This is a genomic window from Candidatus Hydrogenedentota bacterium (genome assembly GCA_019637335.1).
Taxonomy (GTDB): Bacteria; Hydrogenedentota; Hydrogenedentia; order Hydrogenedentales; family JAEUWI01; genus JAEUWI01.
In genome coordinates, this window is the sequence record JAHBVV010000003.1 from 60,687 (window position 1) to 78,239 (window position 17,553).

At 63.5% G+C, this 17,553-nt stretch carries 14 protein-coding genes; 4 read left to right on the plus strand and 10 right to left on the minus strand.

Translation table 11 applies throughout. The features are described 5' to 3' along the window. Positions 1–29 precede the first annotated feature (29 nt). The 5 genes from amrA to KF886_05515 all read right to left on the minus strand — a co-directional run bounded on the left by amrA (position 30) and on the right by KF886_05515 (position 6,963). Complete coding sequence (gene amrA / locus KF886_05495) at positions 30–656, minus strand: AmmeMemoRadiSam system protein A (GenBank protein MBX3176792.1); 627 nt, start codon at positions 654–656, stop codon at positions 30–32. Next, positions 649–1,791: an AmmeMemoRadiSam system protein B gene (gene amrB / locus KF886_05500; protein MBX3176793.1), complete on the minus strand. Its 1,143-nt coding sequence runs from the start codon at positions 1,789–1,791 to the stop codon at positions 649–651. The genes amrA and amrB overlap by 8 nt, the downstream gene beginning before the upstream one ends. Before the next feature lie 113 nt (positions 1,792–1,904). Further along, the gene (locus tag KF886_05505; protein MBX3176794.1) at positions 1,905–3,167 is read right to left on the minus strand and encodes a hypothetical protein; all 1,263 of its coding nucleotides are present in this window, start codon (positions 3,165–3,167) and stop codon (positions 1,905–1,907) included. A gap of 633 nt (positions 3,168–3,800) precedes the next feature. Beyond that, the gene (locus KF886_05510) at positions 3,801–5,801 is read right to left on the minus strand and encodes a prolyl oligopeptidase family serine peptidase (GenBank protein ID MBX3176795.1); all 2,001 of its coding nucleotides are present in this window, start codon (positions 5,799–5,801) and stop codon (positions 3,801–3,803) included. A 526-nt stretch (positions 5,802–6,327) separates the two neighbouring features. Next, entirely contained in the window at positions 6,328–6,963 is a 636-nt protein-coding gene (locus tag KF886_05515; protein ID MBX3176796.1) for a transposase, read from the minus strand. A 1,060-nt stretch (positions 6,964–8,023) separates the two neighbouring features. On the opposite strand from KF886_05515, the gene KF886_05520 reads away from it, so the two are divergent. The 4 genes from KF886_05520 to KF886_05535 all read left to right on the plus strand — a co-directional run bounded on the left by KF886_05520 (position 8,024) and on the right by KF886_05535 (position 13,314). Next, positions 8,024–8,680 carry a hypothetical protein gene (locus tag KF886_05520; protein MBX3176797.1) on the plus strand — a complete coding sequence of 219 codons (657 nt, stop codon included), beginning with the start codon at positions 8,024–8,026 and terminating at the stop codon, positions 8,678–8,680. A 376-nt stretch (positions 8,681–9,056) separates the two neighbouring features. Next, positions 9,057–11,234, plus strand: a complete 2,178-nt coding sequence (locus KF886_05525; protein ID MBX3176798.1) for a glutamine synthetase III — start codon at positions 9,057–9,059, stop codon at positions 11,232–11,234. A 266-nt stretch (positions 11,235–11,500) separates the two neighbouring features. Further along, entirely contained in the window at positions 11,501–12,520 is a 1,020-nt protein-coding gene (locus tag KF886_05530; GenBank protein MBX3176799.1) for a DUF1559 domain-containing protein, read from the plus strand. Between the two features lie 278 nt (positions 12,521–12,798). Continuing rightward, entirely contained in the window at positions 12,799–13,314 is a 516-nt protein-coding gene (locus tag KF886_05535) for a hypothetical protein (protein MBX3176800.1), read from the plus strand. Here KF886_05535 and KF886_05540 read toward each other — a convergent pair. The 5 genes from KF886_05540 to KF886_05560 form a co-directional block, all read right to left on the minus strand. Then, the gene (locus tag KF886_05540) at positions 13,311–13,778 is read right to left on the minus strand and encodes a TerB family tellurite resistance protein (protein ID MBX3176801.1); all 468 of its coding nucleotides are present in this window, start codon (positions 13,776–13,778) and stop codon (positions 13,311–13,313) included. The genes KF886_05535 and KF886_05540 overlap by 4 nt on opposite strands. A gap of 85 nt (positions 13,779–13,863) precedes the next feature. Next, positions 13,864–15,366, minus strand: coding sequence for a hypothetical protein (locus KF886_05545; GenBank protein MBX3176802.1), 1,503 nt, complete (start codon positions 15,364–15,366; stop codon positions 13,864–13,866). 108 nt (positions 15,367–15,474) lie between these two features. Next, positions 15,475–16,599: an N-methyl-L-tryptophan oxidase gene (solA, locus tag KF886_05550; GenBank protein ID MBX3176803.1), complete on the minus strand. Its 1,125-nt coding sequence runs from the start codon at positions 16,597–16,599 to the stop codon at positions 15,475–15,477. A gap of 7 nt (positions 16,600–16,606) precedes the next feature. Further along, positions 16,607–16,984: a hypothetical protein gene (locus tag KF886_05555; protein MBX3176804.1), complete on the minus strand. Its 378-nt coding sequence runs from the start codon at positions 16,982–16,984 to the stop codon at positions 16,607–16,609. 1 nt (position 16,985) lies between these two features. Continuing rightward, positions 16,986–17,501: a SocA family protein gene (locus KF886_05560; protein ID MBX3176805.1), complete on the minus strand. Its 516-nt coding sequence runs from the start codon at positions 17,499–17,501 to the stop codon at positions 16,986–16,988. Between the last annotated feature and the right edge of the window lie 52 nt (positions 17,502–17,553).

The window sequence follows — 17,553 nt, forward strand, 5'->3', positions numbered from 1 at the left end:
CGCGATCACGCCCCCGGCGCGGTAGATTCTCACCGCCCGCCGTTGCCGTTACCGGCGGGCGCGGGTTCGGCGAAGACCTGGGCGGAAAACCGGTAGATCCGGCATGCGGGGTCGTTCCAGGCGTCCGGGGCCGCGCCGGCTTTGGCGCAGACCGCCTCCATGAACTGGCGCACGTCCCAGTTGCGTTCCACGGGCACCTGGGGGAGCAGCAGGCCGCCGCCGCGCGCGCCCGCGCCTTCCAGGTACACGCCATCGCGCCCGATGACAATCTCGCCGATGTCCCGCACGGGGATGAACGGCGTGTCCGGCGCGGCGCCCGGGCGTAGCGCCGACACCTCGATGTGTATCTGGCCGACCTCGCCGGGGGAAACGGGGGGGAAGCGCGGGTCCCGGACGGCGGCGTTGATCGCGTTGTCGCGCACGGCCCGCGCGAGCGGTTCGAGGTTGCGGGTATGCCCGATGCAGCCACGCAGCTCGCCGTGCAGGTGCAAGGTGACGAACGCGCCGTGCGGCTCCCGCAGCACGGGCGTCAGCGGGTAGGCGTCCACATCGATGCGGCGTTCCTCATTCACGTAGGCCGCCAGGCTGTCGCGCGCGATCCGCAGCAGCAGCCGTTCCTCGCCGGGAGTCAGGAAGGGGGACGCCTGTTCAGTCATTTTCCGCGCGGTTCCGCTTGATGTTGGTGAGGGTGATCGGGGCTTCGCCGGTCGTGGCGGCGGGCGGGGGCTCGGCGGCCCGCTCCCGCTCCTCGATTTCCAGCCGCTCGATCGGGATCTCCGGACGCCCCTTCGGCGAGAGGTAGAAATTCATGGACGCGTAGCTCACGCTCCGGCTCTCGTCGTTGTAGAAGCGCCCGGACATGTCGTGCCCGAGCAGTACGCCATACGCGTTGTACGGCAGCACCTTGAGCAGCACGCGGAGGGCGTTCAGGCCGCAGATCGGAACCTCGCCGGACTTGCGGTGGAAGGTCTCGAATTCGTCATAGTCGTTCGCCGCAAGCCGCGAGAGGCCCGCACGGTCTATGCGCTCGATCCGGCTGAAGATATCCGTATCGAAGGGGCGGTAGCTGAAGTCGTTGCCAAAGTGGACAAAATCGGAACTGACCACCAGCAACGTATCCTTGTCCATCAATTTCCGGATTTGCTTGGCGATGGCCTCGGCCCGATCCTCCACGCGCGCGGGGTCGTAACGGAGCTCGGGATTGTACAGGCGGCCGACGAGCACCGGAACGAGCTCGAAATGGCCCAGGCGCTCCTGGAGGAATGGCAGCACCATCTCGATGGAGTGTTCGTACTCGTGGATCGGCTTGCGTTCACTCGTGCTGAGGAAGCCCCGGCGCTGGTGATCGTAGCGCATGGATCGCATCGAGAAAAGCGTGGAGTAGCCCAGCTTCCGGACCGCCACCTTGTCGACGGGAATAAAATCGATCGGCGTCGCGTACGCGTCCACCGCCGCGATGGAGCAATCCTCGAATTCGATCTCGGCGTGGGACGCGCCCAGCACGATTACCCGCTTGAACTGCCCGGGCCTGAGGTGCTTGAACGCCTGGGCCGCGATTCTGCCCGAAATGCCATAGGGCCCGTGCGGCACGAGGCACGCGTAGAGCGGGTCTTCGGAAACGGGCGCCTGGGCTTCGTCGAGCAGCCGTGTCACCGCGCCGCGAAGCCCCTCCGGGGTTTCGGGAAACATGCTGCCGGCGGCCACGCACAGGCGCACGCTTTCGTACTGCGCCCGCGCCGGCGCGCATAGGAACAATCCGGGGAACAATAAACAAATGGCAATCAGTCGCACGGGTTACGTTCTCCTGCCGGCCGGAACCGGTTCGGTCGCGTTACGGCTCCACGATACCACAACCGGCGTGGGGAGGGGAATCCAGGACGGCACGGCCCCCCGCGTCCGCCGTGCTATAGACTCCCGGAATGCCCGAAGTCGCGGCCTTCCGCGCCGGTTTCCGCCGCGCCGGGAACCGTGGTAAACACTTTCACTTCGTGGGGTTGCAGGCGCGCAAGCACGCGGCCGTTCCGCACTTCGAGGGTCTCTTCGCCATAATTGAGATGCAGCGTGCGCCCGTCCAGCGCACCGAGCCCGCGCACTTCCACGCCCATGTGCTCGCTTTCGTCCTCATTGATCAGAACGAGCAGGCCCTCGCCGTTGGCCGCGCGCGCCACGTGGGCGACGCCTCGCTGGGGCTGCGCCGTGGGGGCCTCAATGAGGTGTGCCGATACCCCCGGCAGTTCCTTCGCCGTGAGAAAGGGCTGGAGCGCGGACAGTTCGCGGGTGACCGCATAAACCGATTGAAGGAAGGCGACATTCTTCGTGTAGGCCGACCCCCAGTAGAGAATCCCGGTTGCGCCGTGTGCGATGGCGTCCCACGCCATGAAGCGGGATTCCGCGAAGGTGGGGTAGGCGTCGGGCAGATCCTCGCCCGCCTTTTCCTGTAGCTCGTGCCAGGAGAATGCCTGAAGCACCATCCACACCGGCAGGCCCTCGCCCACCCGGTTGAAACGCTCGGTATAGTCGCCCACCTGCGCGATGGGCCGTTCCGCGGCCTTAACGGGGTAGAGGTCGCAGCCCGTGATGTCCACCGCGCTCAGGTACTGCCGCATGTAGATCGCGTCGCTGCGGTACGCCTCGTTGAACCAGATCGGGCGCTTTTTCGTGTCCAGCTCCCGGATCCGCGCCGCCCACGCGTGGACATTGGGCATGATGATGGCCGCCTGCTCCTTCGCATGGGCCACCGCGCCGGGCGTCTGATCCCACCAGGCGCCCCGGTACTCGTGCGTGCCGTCGCGGAAGAGGCCGCTGTAGGCCGTGAAGTTCCACACCATCTCGTCCGGCCCTTCCCATACCGCCAGGGCCGGGTGATCCAGAATCGCGGTAATCTGCTGGTCCCGCTCCGGTGTGAGCTCCGTGTGCATCGGCAGCGAGACCCAGCCCCAGGCCCCGAGGGCCCGCGCGCGGTCGAGGTCGTCCGGGCCGCCGCAGCGGAGCAGGTTCACGCCGGCCTCCACCATCGCCCGGGCTTCCCCGGGGTCCTCCGGGAAGTGGTAAAAGCCAATCGGGAAGACGGGCGCCCCCTCCGGGCGCAGCAGGCCATCGTGCGGGCCGGCAATCGCGGGGACAAGGAGGAACAGCGTCGTGAACGCGATCAGGCTGGCTCGAATCATGGGGCGCTCCTTCCAGGGGATGCGAGGTTACGGCGTGAAGACGATCAACGTATACGCGCTGGCCGTACGCGAATGCAATTTGTCAACTGTGTCGCTGCACATCCACGGTAACATCTTGGTCGCCTGACGCGACGGTGCGCGGACACGGTGCGAGTTGCCCGTTAATTTACGAGGAAGCACAGCAGAGGATCTCGGACATTCCTGTCCGCGGCAAAAAGAGCTCGGGACAAAATGAGTCGCGATAGGTCTGGAATAGAAACCCGGTGTCCCCGGTAGGGAAACGCATTGAAGGCAGGCGCATCGTCACGTGCGCATCGACAACTATAGGTCTTGCTCATGTCCTGCCGCGTACACCTATGTCCGCGATCTACTTGCCCCATCGGCGCTGGACAGGCGGGATGCGTGTGCCACTTTCTTTTCGAGGTGGTTTTGGTAGGGTCAGGGGAGCTTATAGAGGCAGGGCTACTTTTTGCCGCGGACAGGAATGTCCGCGATCCTGCTATTCACGCCAGTCGCATCGCGACGATGCCTCGGTGGAAGCGATCAGCCGGGAGGCGATGGCGCTCCGCGCGCGCGAGGAACGCGACCCAACGACGTAATCCCGGGCGGCGCGCCGTCCCGGGAGCGTCTTCCCTAAAACGCGGCCACGGCCGCGCCGGTGACGGTCAGCTGTTCTTCCGGGATCAGGGCTTCGAGCAGGTCCAGGTCGTACCAGGCGAGCGCATTGTGCACGGTGTTGATGAGCTGGTTGTGCGGGCGCTCGGTTTCCACGACCGCCTGCCACGTCGGGATGCCGCCTTCCAGGGTCACGTGCGCGAATCGGTCCGGCTGGAGCGCGGCGGCGTGCAGCGCGGGCGCGGTCGCTTCGCCGATTGCGTGCAGCGACACGGGGGCCTCCGTCTGGCCCGCCCACCAGGCCGCCGCCTGCGTCAGATCTTCCGCGCGCATACCGACATAAGACAGCGTGTTCAGGTAGGCCCGCATGAAGTCGCTGAAGTCATTGCCCACATGCTGCCACGCGCCTTTCCACTTGAAGTTTTCGGTCAGGCCTGTGCCACGGACCGACACCACAAGCACCGCTTCATCGACTCCGATGCCCGCGTCGATGTGCGGCTGTGCGCTGTCCAGACCGTCGCCCGGCGCGATCAGGCGCGCCTTCGCGATGCTTCCAGAAACGGGCAGCCAGGCGCGGGCCGGGAGCACGATGCCCGGTTCCGTGGTGATGAGGAGATCCTGGACGCGGTGGCCGCCGGCGGTTTCTTCCGCGAGCACGTCCGCCGCCGGGGCCGGAAGCGCGCCCTCGGAGCGGATGCCGGCCAGCGCGCGCACCTTCTCGATGACTTCGGCGCGGGGCGTATGGCGCCAGAAGGCGGCGCGCCGGGCTTTCAACGATTCGGCCCGTTCCACGTTGAGATCGAGCACGCTGCGCGCGCGTTCCAGATAGGCCACCTGGCCTTTCGGAGTGCATTGCATATCGGGATCGCTGAGGATGCCGAAATCCACCTCGGTAACCGGCGCGTCTACGCCAAGAAGCCAGCGCTGCATCCATTGGACCATGCCCTGGCGGAGTTCGATGCTGAAGCCGTGGGTCGCGTCGGTTTCCACCAGGCCGACCCGCTCCGGAACGCCGAGGCGGGTGTAGACGCGCTTGGCCTCCCGGAAGGTGTCCCAGCTCCCTTCAATATCGAAAAAGTCGCGGGTGGCCGTGAGCATCAGCGTCGGCTTCGGCGCGCGCAGATGAAGGTAATCGGCGTGATCGAGGCCGTGTTTAATCTGGCCGAAGATATTCTGCTCGCCGTCCTGCGGCCCGATGGTCTCCAGCAGACGCTTCCAGGACGTCACGTAGCAGCTTGGCGCGGCGGCGGCCACCCGTTCGTCGAGCGCCATGATATAGCTCGACAACGTGCCCCCGCCGGAGTTGCCCGACGCCCCGATCTTGTCCGCGATTATGTCGGGGCGGCTCTGCAGATAGTCGATCGCGCGCATCCCGTCCCAGATGCGGTACTGCGCGATGCTTGTGCCGGTGAGGATCGCGCCCACGTCCAGCAGCGTGTGTTCGACCGTCGATCCCACGGCGGCGGACCCGTCCTCCTTGAGATAGGTCACGCGTTCGCCCTGGCCGATGGGGTCGTAGCAGAACGCCGCGATGCCGTGGCGCGCCAGCAGGATCGAGGCGCGCTGGTACGCTTCGGCGGCCTTGCCGTTGGCGCTGTGCCCGCAGGGTACGATCACCGCCGTCCACGGGCCATCCGTTACGGGGAGGAAGAGCACACCCGTCACATAGAGGCCCGGCAGGCTCTCGAAGATGACCTTCTCGTACCGGAAGCCCTCGCCTTCGCCCGCGCCAACGACCCGGGAGTTGAGTGGCGCGCGGTCGGGAAAGCCACCGATCGCCTCCACGAAGTAGTTTCGCTTCTCCGCCTGCCAGGCGCGGACATCCTCGGGGGTCTTCAGGTCCTCATACGCCTCCGCGCGCGCGTCAAGATGCGCAAACGAGATGGCGTCCAGGTACGCCGCCGTCATCTGGTCCGGCTTTATCCCGCCGAGCGCCTTTTCGATCGCGGCGCCAAATTCGGCGTCGGAGAGACCAGTCAGGGAGAGAGAAAGAGAAACAAGCGCGGTGGTCAGATTCATGGTGGTTTGCACTCCGGATACAACGATTCGGTCAAACGTTCAGTGTGCCATGCTTCGACGGGTGGTGTCGAACAGGACAGGGGACTGCTTCCAGCTGGCAAGGATGCCCGAAACTGGAAATGGTTGCGGTAAGCCAGCTGGTGGCTGTACCCGGGAAAGGTGCTTTCGTGAAGAGCGCTTTCTGCGGGTACAGGCACCCTCGCTTTGCGGTGATTGTTCCACGCTTTCGCGGCCGGGCGGATTGGGGCTCGGGAGCCAGTCCCCGGGGACTGCCTCCAGCTGGCCAATGTGCCTGAATCTGCAAACGGATGCCATAAACCAGCTGGTGGCTGTACCCGGGAAAGTTGCTTTCCACGGGTACAGGCACCCTCGCTTTGCGGTGGTTGTTCCACGCTTTCGCGGCGTTGCGCAACGGGGCTCGGGAGCCAGTCCCCCGGGGACTGCTTCCAGCTGGCCAATGTGCCCGAAACTGGAAACGGATGCGGTAAGCCAGCTGGTGGCTGTACCCGCGAAAGGAGCAGCCGATCTACGTTCCTTTCGCAATCCGCATAGCGCGCTTTTCAAAGTCGGCATCGCCAAGCGGGCGGCCTTTTTGCGTGCAGTACCGAATTCTGTTCAAGAAGGCGGTATTTCCCGATGTTTCCAGCAGGTGCTCCCGCCACTCAAGAGCGGTGAAACGGCCACGCCACCGTTCCAAGTTCAATAATGAACTCTCGGCGTGAGAAAAACTATGCGCTTTCGCACTCGACCACGTGTATTCCCAGGCAAGCGATTGCATCCCGGCCCGGACCGGGTTCAGCTCGACGTAGCACAGTGCTCGTATCGTGTGGTTCTCGTCCATGGGGCAGGAGTAGAACCGGCCTTGCCAAAGGTGCCCGTGGCGACGATACTTTCGCTTAGCGTGCACGGTATATCGGAAGTTCGCAGCCCCCACGGTCCGGGCCAAGGACGCTTTTCGCGCAGGAATTCCGACAATGTGCACGTGGTTTGGCATCAGGCAGTACCCCAGGATGCGGAACCCATGATCAAGCGCCTCTTCTCGGAGCATTGCGAGATACGCTTTATGATCTGCGTCGTCGAAGAATACCTGCTGTCTGTTATTGCCCCGCTGAGTGATATGGTGTGGAACTCCAGGGAGCACTATGCGCGCGGTCCGTGGCATAACGGTGATTATGCGCAGTCACAGAACAGATTGCAAGCACGCCGGAACGGCCTTTGGCTGGACGGTTTCTTGCGGGTACAGGCACCCTCGCTTTGCGGTGATTGTTCCACGCTTTCGCGGCGTTGCGGATTGGGGCTCGGGAGCCAGTCCCCGGGGACTGCTTCCAGCTGGACGTCTTTTTGCGGGTACAGGCACCCTCGCTTCGCGGTGGTCGTTCCACGCTTTCGCGGCGTTGCGCAACGGGGCTCGGGAGCCAGTCCCCGGGGACTGCTTCCAGCTGGCCAATGCGCCCGAAACTGGAAATGGTTGCGGTAAGCCAGCTGGTGGCTGTACCCGGGAAAGTTGCTTTCCACGGGTACAGGCACCCTCGCTTCGCGGTGATTGTTCCACGCTTTCGCGGCGTTGCGCGCTGGGGCTCGGGAGCCAGTCCCCCGGGGACTGCTTCCAGCTGGCAAGGATGCCCGAAACTGGAAACGGATGCGGCAAGCCAGCTGGTGGCTGTACCCGCGAAAAGTGTTCTCCCACGGGTACAGGCACCCTCGCTTTGCGGTGATTGTTCCACGCTTTCGCGGCGTTGCGCACTGGGGCTCGGGAGCCAGTCCCCTGGGGAAAGGTGCTTTCGTGAAGAGCGCTTTCTGCGGGTACAGGCACCCTCGCTTTGCGGTGGTTGTTCCACGCTTTCGCGGCGTTGCGCGCTGGGGCTCGGGAGCCAGTCCCCCGGGGACTGCTTCCAGCTGGCCAATGTGCCTGAATCTGCAAACGGATGCCATAAACCAGCTGGTGGCTGTACCCGGGAAAGGTGCTTTCCACGGGTACAGGCACCCTCGCTTTGCGGTGATCTTTCCACGCTTTCGCGGCGTTGCGCACTGGGGCTCGGGAGCCAGTCCCCGGGGACTGCTTCCAGCTGGACGTCTTTTTGCGGGTACAGGCACCCTCGCTTTGCGGTGGTTGTTCCACGCTTTCGCGGCGTTGCGCAACGGGGCTCGGGAGCCAGTCCCCGGGCGTGTGTTACACTGAACGGACGGAACACGCCGTCGCGCGTCCGGGAAGGGAGGCCGTCATGAGAATGCTGCTATCGGGAGTACTGATCGCGGGTATCGCCTTTGCGGCGGTTGCCGACATGATTCTCTTCGAGGATAACTTCGCCGGTTCCCTCAAGGAGGGCTGGTCGTGGATCCGGGAGAACCCGGATGGCTGGCGCGCGACACGCGAGGGCCTCGAGATTCTGGTCGAACCGGGCAACATGTGGGGCGCGGCGAACGACGCCCGCAACGTGCTCGTGCGCCCGTTGCCCAGGCTGGGCGATAGCCCGGTGGAGATCACCGCCACGCTGGAGAATTATCCGACCGGCCAGTACGAGCAGGTGAATCTGGTCTGGTATTACGACGACAGCCACATGGTGAAGATCGGGCTGGAGCTTGTCCATGGCCAGTTGAGCCTCGTGATGGGCCGCGAGGAGGACGACAAGACCATGACGCTGTCGATCATCCCGATGGCCTCGAACACCGTGGAGGTCCGGCTGACGGGAAACGGGCGGGAAGTGCTGGGCGCCTACCGCACCCCGGACTCGACGGAGTGGAAACCGGGCGGCAAGTGCGATCTGCCGGTGAATGGCGCGCCCATGGCCAGTATTCAGGCCTACCAGGGGCTTCCCGGCGTGGAACACTGGGCGAAAATCCGCGCATTCCGTGTGACCCAGTTGGTGAAGCATCCGTAGCCGGCGCAGGCGCCGTGTAGACACGGCTTCCCCATGCCTGTATCGTACGAAAAGTGAGCCAATGTGGATCGCTTCGGCGCTTCGGCGCCATGGCGTGTCGATTTTTCTGGAGATCCGGCGAGTCGCTCCGAAATCACCCCGGAATTTCCTACATCATGGTGGGCCTGGGCATTCAGTAGTACCATTGCGTAGGTTTTTCCGGAGCTATGAATTGATGCTCTGCGGGCGCTTGTGGTTGGTAAGTAATTGTTATTAAAGCATTAGCGACCCGGGTGGCGCCATGCCGAAATTCTGGCATGGAATTCGCTTGAATGGTAAAGAGGTGACTCACCCACAACCCGAAACCCTCAACATAAACTGGTGCAATGGAGAAATCATGAGCGGGAATGCGGTACGGCTTGAAGCCATATCAGAAATCATCAATCAGCAGCCGGTGGGACGGAGCATCCCCTTTACGGAGGTGCCCACCAGCAAAATCTTCGGTGAGAATACCTTCAGCCTCAGCGTGATGCAGAAGCGGCTCCCGAAGGACATCTACAAGTCGGTAAAAAAGACGATCGAGACCGGCGCCAAGCTGGATCTCGGCACGGCGGACGCCGTGGCCGCCGAGATGAAGTCGTGGGCAATGGAAAAGGGCGCGACGCACTATGCGCACGTCTTTTATCCCCTGACCGGCCTGACGGCCGAGAAGCACGACTCCTTCTACGTGCCTGACGGCATGGGCGGGACGCTGGCGCAGTTTGAAGGCTCCTCGCTGATTCAGGGCGAGCCCGATGGATCGTCCTTCCCGAGCGGCGGCATCCGGCAGACCTTCGAGGCCCGCGGGTACACGATCTGGGACGTGACCAGCCCGGCCTACATCCTCGAGAACCCGAACGGCACGACGCTCTGCATCCCCACGGCCTTCGTGTCGTGGACCGGCGAGGCGCTCGACAAGAAGACGCCCGTGCTCCGGTCGATGCAGGCCCTGAACAAGCACGCGCAGCGCGTACTGAAGTTCTTCGGAACCGACGGGGCCTTCGTTTCGTCGACCGCCGGCGCGGAGCAGGAATACTTCCTGATCGACAAGAACTTCTTCTACGCGCGCCCGGACCTGCTGAACGCCGGCCGGACCCTGTTCGGCGCGGCCCCGCCGAAGGGACAGGAATTCGACGATCACTATTTTGGCGCCATTCCGGAGCGCGTGCTCGCGTGCATGTTCGAAGTGGAGCGCGAGTGCTTCAAGCTGGGTATACCGGTGAAGACCCGCCACAACGAAGTGGCGCCCGGCCAGTATGAGATTGCGCCGATCTTCGAGTTCGCTAACGTCGCGACCGACCACCAGCAGCTCATCATGGTGACGCTGCGCAAGATCGCCGAGAAGTACGGCATGATCTGCCTGCTCCACGAGAAGCCCTTCGCCGGGGTTAACGGCTCGGGCAAGCACCTGAACTTCTCCATGGGCTCCTCGGACGCGGGGAACCTGTTTGACCCGGGCGATACCCCCAAGGAGAACGCCCAGTTCCTGGTGTTCTGCGCCGCGATGATCCGCGCCGTGCACAACTGGGCTCCGCTGCTGCGCGCGGTGGTGGCGAGCGCGGCCAATGACCACCGCCTCGGCGCCAACGAAGCGCCGCCGGCCATCCTGTCGATTTTCCTCGGCGACGAACTGACCGAGATCTTCGAGTCCATCACCACGGGCAAGCCGATGAGCTCGCGCCAGGCGGTGATGCATGTTGGCGCCGATGTGCTTCCGGAAATCCCGCGGCACTCCGGCGACCGCAACCGCACAAGCCCCATGGCCTTCACGGGCAACCGCTTCGAGTTCCGCGCCGTGGGTTCCGGGCAGTCCATCGCGGGCCCGCTCGTCGCGCTCAACTCCATCATGGCGGAATCGCTCGATTATTGCGCCGGCAAGCTGGAGGCGGCGGACACGAGCACGCCGGAGAAGCTTGGCGCGGCGGTGGAAGCCATCGTGAAGGAGGTCTATTCCGAGTGCAAGAAGATCATCTTCAACGGCGACGGCTACTCGGAAGCCTGGCATGCCGAAGCGGCGAAGCGCGGCCTGCCGAACCTGAAGACGTCCGCCGACGCGCTGCCGACGCTGAAGACCAAAGAGGTGGCCGATCTCTTTGAGAAGTACAACGTGCTGTCCGCTCGCGAGACGGAAAGCCGCTACGAAGTCTACGCCGAGCAGTACATCAAGAGTATCAACGTGGAATCGAACCTGATGCTCGAGATCGGCAAGACGATGATCTTCCCGGCGGCCATCCGTTACCAGGGCGAGCTGGCGACCAGCCTGGCCAACCTCAAGGACGTGGGCATCGAAACCGACGCCGACACGCTCACCTACATCACCCGGCTCATCGCGGAGATGCAGGCGGCGATCAAGGCGCTGGAGGAAGCCAAGGCCGGCGAGCCGCACGAGCCGGCGGAGGAAGCGTGCAACTACTGCCGCGACATCATCATCCCCGCCATGGTCACCCTGCGGACCGTCGCCGACAAGCTGGAAGGCATCGTGGCCGACGATCTGTGGCCGCTTCCGACCTACCAGGAAATGCTGTTCGTGCGCTAGTCGCCCGAGCAGAACCCAACTGAACCGGGGCCCGCGGATACCTCCCGCGGGCCCCTTTTCTTCTTTCGCGGCGCGCGTGTGCTGTCTGAATCGAAATAGTCAGCCGAGACAGGGGAGTAACAATTAACCCCAGGCGAATTGAATCAACATTGGTGCTGAACGAACGCTTGCTATGCTGCCGTCATTGGAGCCAGGTTTCCGATGCGCACAGGTTGCCTTCGGTATTGGCTTATTGGTGGTCACTTCAATCGTGCGAAGTGGGAGGAATGATAATGCTGGAAGAGCGACGTGGATTCACCCTGATTGAGTTGTTGGTTGTAATCGCCATTATCGGCATCCTCGCGGCCATCCTTCTGCCCGCGCTGGCCCGCGCCCGCGAAGCAGCACGGAGGGCCAGTTGTCAGAACAATTTGAAGCAGTTCGGTTTGATTTTCAAAATGTATGCAAGCGAATCAAAGGGCGAGAAATTCCCTCCCACCCAGGGGCTGGCAACCTACTTTACCGACATTGATCCCAATGTGGGCCCGGTGGACGCCGCAGTGTACAATGCTATCCGCCGTGGGTGCAACATGCAGGACGAACCAGAATTCTCGCCAAATACACAGGAAATCTATCCGGAGTATGTAACAGATTGGAACGTATACCGCTGCCCCTCCGATGCCGATGCCAGTGAAACTGTGGAGAATCACCTTGCTATCATCAATTCTTTTCACGACACCACCGGCGCACCCTGCCCATTCCCTGGTTACGCGGACAATCCTGGTGATAGTTATATCTATCAGGGCTGGATTATTGATCAGGCGGATGCGGACGACATCTTGGCCCCAATTACAATTCGAGGTGTTCCGGCCCAGGTGTCCGCGCAGCTCTTGACCGCTATCGGCGTGTTGCAGGCCCTCGGCGCGTTGGCCAGCCACAATTCCCTTCCCGCAAATCCGGCCGGGGCGCGCGCGGCCCTGGACAACAATATCAACGTGGGCGCGCCCCTGGGCACGGCAGGCGGCTCCGCAGTTCTGCGAGTGCGAGAAGGGGTCGAGCGCTTCCTGATTACGGACATTAACAATCCCGGGGCTTCGGCGAAGGCGCAGTCGGAAATCGTTATCATGAACGACGTCATCAGCGCGGGCGTGAACGACGGCGGCGCCTCCTTCAACCACGTGCCGGGTGGGGTAAATGTCCTCTATATGGATGGGCACGTAACCTTTCAGAAGTATGCTGAAGACGGGAAATTCCCCTCCAACGGCCCGAATGCTAAATTGGCGCATTTTTTCGTTGTAGGTCCCTGATTGCCAGAGTAGAATGATTCCGTACACTCCGATGTCACAATATGCGGGGATCGCCGCTGGCGGTCCTCGTGTTCTCTTTGTGCCGGTCCTGCCGCCAGGCGAGAATACCTTCGTGATCGGACCTGGCCGAGGGTGGAGCCGCGCCATATCAGGCATTTAGATGCCCCACGCGACGAACTAGCTGACAAACTGCAAAGCCGTGGCCGAAAATGCTATATTCTCTCCGTTGGCGGCGTACCCTTGAGTTTGTCATTCGCCGGTCTATCCAGGAGATTCCCGTGAAGCGTTTGCTGTCGCTAATTGTGGTGTTGTCGTTTGCCGGTTGCCAGGGCCAGGGCGGCCAGACGGTCATGGAAACCGTGATGAGCGATTTCGGCCTGAAGGAGAAGCCGGAAGGCTACGTGTCCGGATCCGATAAGGTCTACGAGCGCCTGAACGAAATCGGCGAGGTGGAGATGAAGCGGATGAACCAGGCCGAGCGTCTGGGCGCGGTGAAGGTCGAGGAAGACGGGCTGCGGGTCAATTATTACAAGGAAGTGAAGGAGTACATCTCCTACTATCCCCTGGACGCCTCGGCGACCTCGCGCGCGGCGGATCGCGACCGCGGCTACGTGGGCTACCTGGAGTACCGCTACCGGATCCTCCAGGGGCCGCGCAAGCCCACCCGCCCGGAGGCCCAGGCGGAATCCGCGACGATCACCACCGGCCAGGAAGGGAGCGAGACCTTCCGCTACCGATTCAACGCCGCGGGCGGCTGGGACGGCGGCAAGGGCGAGCGGACGCGATCGAATTAATCCGCGGGTCTGTTTCCGCGGATTTCGTTCAGCACCCGCATCTTAGCCTCGATCATGGTCGGGTGATTCAGGTTCAGCAGGTTGCGCAACTTTGCCGCCAGGTGATCCTCGTGGCCGCTCAATTCGTTGTCGGAGTAGAAGATCCGCCAGACCTCCTCGAGGATCTCCACCTTCTCCTCCACCGAGTAGGCCGCGTTGATTTCGCGCGTAAACCGGAAGAGGTCCGAGCTTTCGCCGCGCGCGTCAATCGCCAGCTGGAGAAGCTCCTCGGCCTCCTCCGCGCTCATTTCAAAGCGTTCCCGGAGCACCTTGAGGATGTGGCGCCGCTCGTCCTCGGTGAAGTTGTCGTCGGCGCGCGCGGCCTCCACCAGGATGACGCAGGTCGCCAGGTGGCGCGCCTCCACGCTGTGCTCTTCCTCCGGCGGGGCTTCGCCCCCGAAAAACGCCGCAAGCCGTTTGATCATCGATCTATATCCTTCTGGCCACTGTCCAGACTTCCCGGAAAGCTTAGCACGGTCGCAGGCCCGTGCGCAGCCCCTGGAATCAGTTTCATTCCGGCAGCCCGGTCGCAGCCAGTACGCCGATGGCGGCGCATTCGGGGTCAAGCCCGCGCAGCCGCAGGGTCTGGCGCCATACATCGCCCGCGTTCCACGCCGCCGGCGGGGCCGGATCGTCGAGGTGGAGGGTGATCGCGCTGTCCGGCGCGAGCCATTCCGGGCAATGGGCCTCGGACCGCTGGAAAACCGAAAACGGCGCCGCCGAGATAGCCAGCGGGCCGTCGCTCCACGCCAGAAGCCCGTAGCCCTCGCGGTCGCGCAGCGCGGCCCAGGCCGTTCCGCCACCCGGTGCGCCGCCCTGGCTTAAATGGTCGAAGCACGGCAGGGCCCGCACCTCCATGCCCGCGCGGCCGGGCGCGGGCAACGGCGATCGCGCGGTCAACGTCTGCTCCAGCAGCACTTCGCCATTTCCGAACACCGTGTAGCGCCGATCCACGTCAAAGAGCACGTCGCTGTTGCGCCGGATAATCATCGCCTGAAACTCAAGGGTGACCGCATGCGGCGACCCCTGAAACGCTTCCATCGCGGTTGTGCCGAGGAGGTTTTCCGCATAGCCGGCGTCGGCCCAGTTGCGGTGAAGCGGCGTTTCGTCGCCGCACGGCGCGCATTCCGCAAGCGGCAGCGGCTTCCAGAACTGGTGCACCGGGCCCAGCTCGATCAGGTCCATATCGCCCACGCGCCAGGTCACGATCGTCGCGGACGGCAGGTCAATCTCGATATAGAAGCCCTCGCCCGTGAATTGGCCCACGTTGTCCTGCTCGTGAATCTTGATGGGCGGCAACTCCAGCAGTCGCGGGCCGGGCTGAGGTTGGACGGGAGCGGAGTCATGCGGCATTTGAACGAGCGGGGGAGGGGTGCTCGGTCTGGCGGGTTCCATCGCGTCGAAACATGCCCGGGCCGCACAACCGCCGGAATCGGCGTCCGCGCTCGCCAGCTCGCCAATCCCCCCGGCGATCTCCGCGTAGAATCGGACCTCCGCCACCGCGCCACGGCCCCGCGCGCCGGTGAAGGGATCGAATCCCAGCGCCACGGCGCCTGGCGCATAGCGAATCGCGCCGGAGGCGGGCGCGGATGCAATCACGGCGCCGTCCACGGCCAGACACATCTCCGCGCCGGTGTATGCGGCAACCACGGTGCGCCAGCCGCCATACCAGTCCGCCGGCACAGGCGTCGTGAGGGTGTGGAGGGTATCGAGGCGCAACTGAAAGCAGAGGTGATCGGGATCGGGCTGGTAAATCCGGTACTGATCGTGGCCCTTGGAAACTAAGGGATTGTATGCCTCGGTGGCTTGGGGACAGATCCGGAGGACGATGCCGATCTGCTCGCCCGTGATGGACAACGCGCGCGCGGGGGCGAACACCGCGGCCCCCAGCCGCAGCGCGGCGACGCCCTCCACCATTTCCGATGGGCCGGAACAATGCACCGCGATGCCGTGGACCGTATCCCGGGTCAGGTGGGTAAAATCTCCGGGTTCCGGGGCGTTCGAAGGGCTCACGGGCAAACTCCTGGCGGGTTGGTCGCGGTGTGTTGGTGCGTGAGCGCCGTATTGTAGCGGAAACCGGCGCGGGAGGGACAGCTGCGACGCGATACCTGCGCCCCGGCCCTACGTCCGGAAACGATCGAGGCTCAGAAAACCCACGGGGGCCTCCGTGGCGCCGCGCGCGCAGAAATCGGCGAGTATCGATCCAATTGCCGCCGCAAACTTGAACCCGTGGCCGCTGAATCCCGCCGCGATGAACACGTTGGCGTGGTTCGGATGGCGATCGACAATAAAGTCGGAATCCGGCGTCATGGTGTAAATGCAGGCGTTGCCGGTCCAATTCCCCGCGTCCACGCCGTGGAGATAGCCCTCGCTGAACCTGCGGATCGCTCGGACATCGTCCTCCGTAATGGCGCGATCCACCCGGGCGGGATCGGATAGCAAGTCGCCCGCGCGGTGTTCCGCCACCTTCACCCCACGCTCGTCCAGCTGCGGAAAGCCATAGAAGAAGCCGTGTTCCGTCTGCATCGCGAAAACCGGTGCGCCCGCATCCCGCTGGTGCGCCGGCGATGCCTCGGGGAACCACGCGGTCACGACCCGGTGCGCGCTCAGGGGCAAGCCCAGATCGCTCAGCATCTCGCCCGCCCAGGGGCCCGCCGCGATCACGAGGTTGCGGGCGGTATACTGCCCCAGGTTGGTGAACACACGAACCTCATTGTCCGAGGCCTCCCACGACAGCACCGCCTCCCGATCGCGCAGGACCGCGCCGGCCGCCCGCGCCCCATCCAGGTGTGCGCGCACGCAATGCTCGACACGCAAATAGCCGCCCAGCGGATCGAAGAGCACCGCCATGTCCGGATCGGGTTGAAGTCCCGGATAGCGGGCTGCTGCGGCGTCCGCATCAAGCTCTTCCAGCGGCAGGCCATGCTCGGCGGCCGCGCGGCGTGTACCGGCGATCACGGCGTCCTCGTCCCGTCCGGCGAGCACAATCCCGCAGAGGTTCCATATTTCCTCACTGGATCCGCCGGCCAGGGCTTCCCAATGGGCGTAGGCGAGCTTCAACAGCGGCACATAGTCCGGGTGTTCGAAATAGGCTTGACGGATGATGCGCGACTGTCCGTGGGAGCTGCCCTGGGCGTGAACCAGGGGATACTGCTCCAGCCCGAGCACGGACTGGCCGCGCCGCGCCAGGTGATACGCGGCGGCCGACCCCATGCCGCCCAGTCCAAGCACAATCGCATCGTACATACGACGCTTACCGGGCGCTTCCGTCGGCGCTGGCTCCGCGCGAGAAGAGATAATTCACAACCACGATGAATAGTCCAAGCACATTAATGGTGGTTCCAGAGATGAGCGTCACAAGCACCGTATCCGAGAGCGTGAAGGCGGCGCAAAGCCCCTGCAGGATGATAACCACATAGATTGCGCCGAGCCAGACTGCGATCAATCGGTAGATCTTCCCCGCGTACTCTTTGCGTGCTTGTATATCCTGCCGGAAACTCTCGAGTTCCGCGAGCTCTCGCTGGGCGGCCAGATCGTAGGATGTGGCTTCGGCGCGTGCCAGCGGATCGTCCAGCGGCGGCGGGCTGAGTTTGCTGCCTATATTCTCCAACAGGTTTTCGGCATCGTCCATATCAGGCGGCATCCTGAATTTGCGACTGGAAATGCTCTCGAATTTTATCGTCCGGTATTATGCAATGCGATGGGATTTGCCCCCGATGTTCCATCTCAATGTCCTTCCAGGGAGTACCGTCGCGGTGGCAGAGATTGGAGAGCTGAAGCGCGGTGTATCCGCCGTACACTTGCCAGATCCGCTCGATAAGGCGCTTGGCGAATTTGGCGCCGGCATCATCGGGCAATCGTGGAACGTCAATGGCGATCTTCCCACTGGAGCTTTGAATCGGTACGGCCGCCTCGCGCGCGATTCGCTCGTTCCCGAAGTGCTTAAAGGCTTCGTAGACCAGCGGTTGGACGGGACCATACCGCCAGGCTTGAACACCACCCCGAACGAGCGGTTTTCCGGTAATCGCGAGATGCCAGCCATGCGCGAAGTAGATGAGCTTCTGCATTTTCAGGTTGGACACGGTCTGATCAGATTCTCGATCTGCGATTTCGAGAAAGTAATTTGCAACAGCCAGCGGATCGTACATGTTTCGTCGCCTCTTGTTCGTCACGCCGTCCCAGTGCGCAAGCTTCTATTAT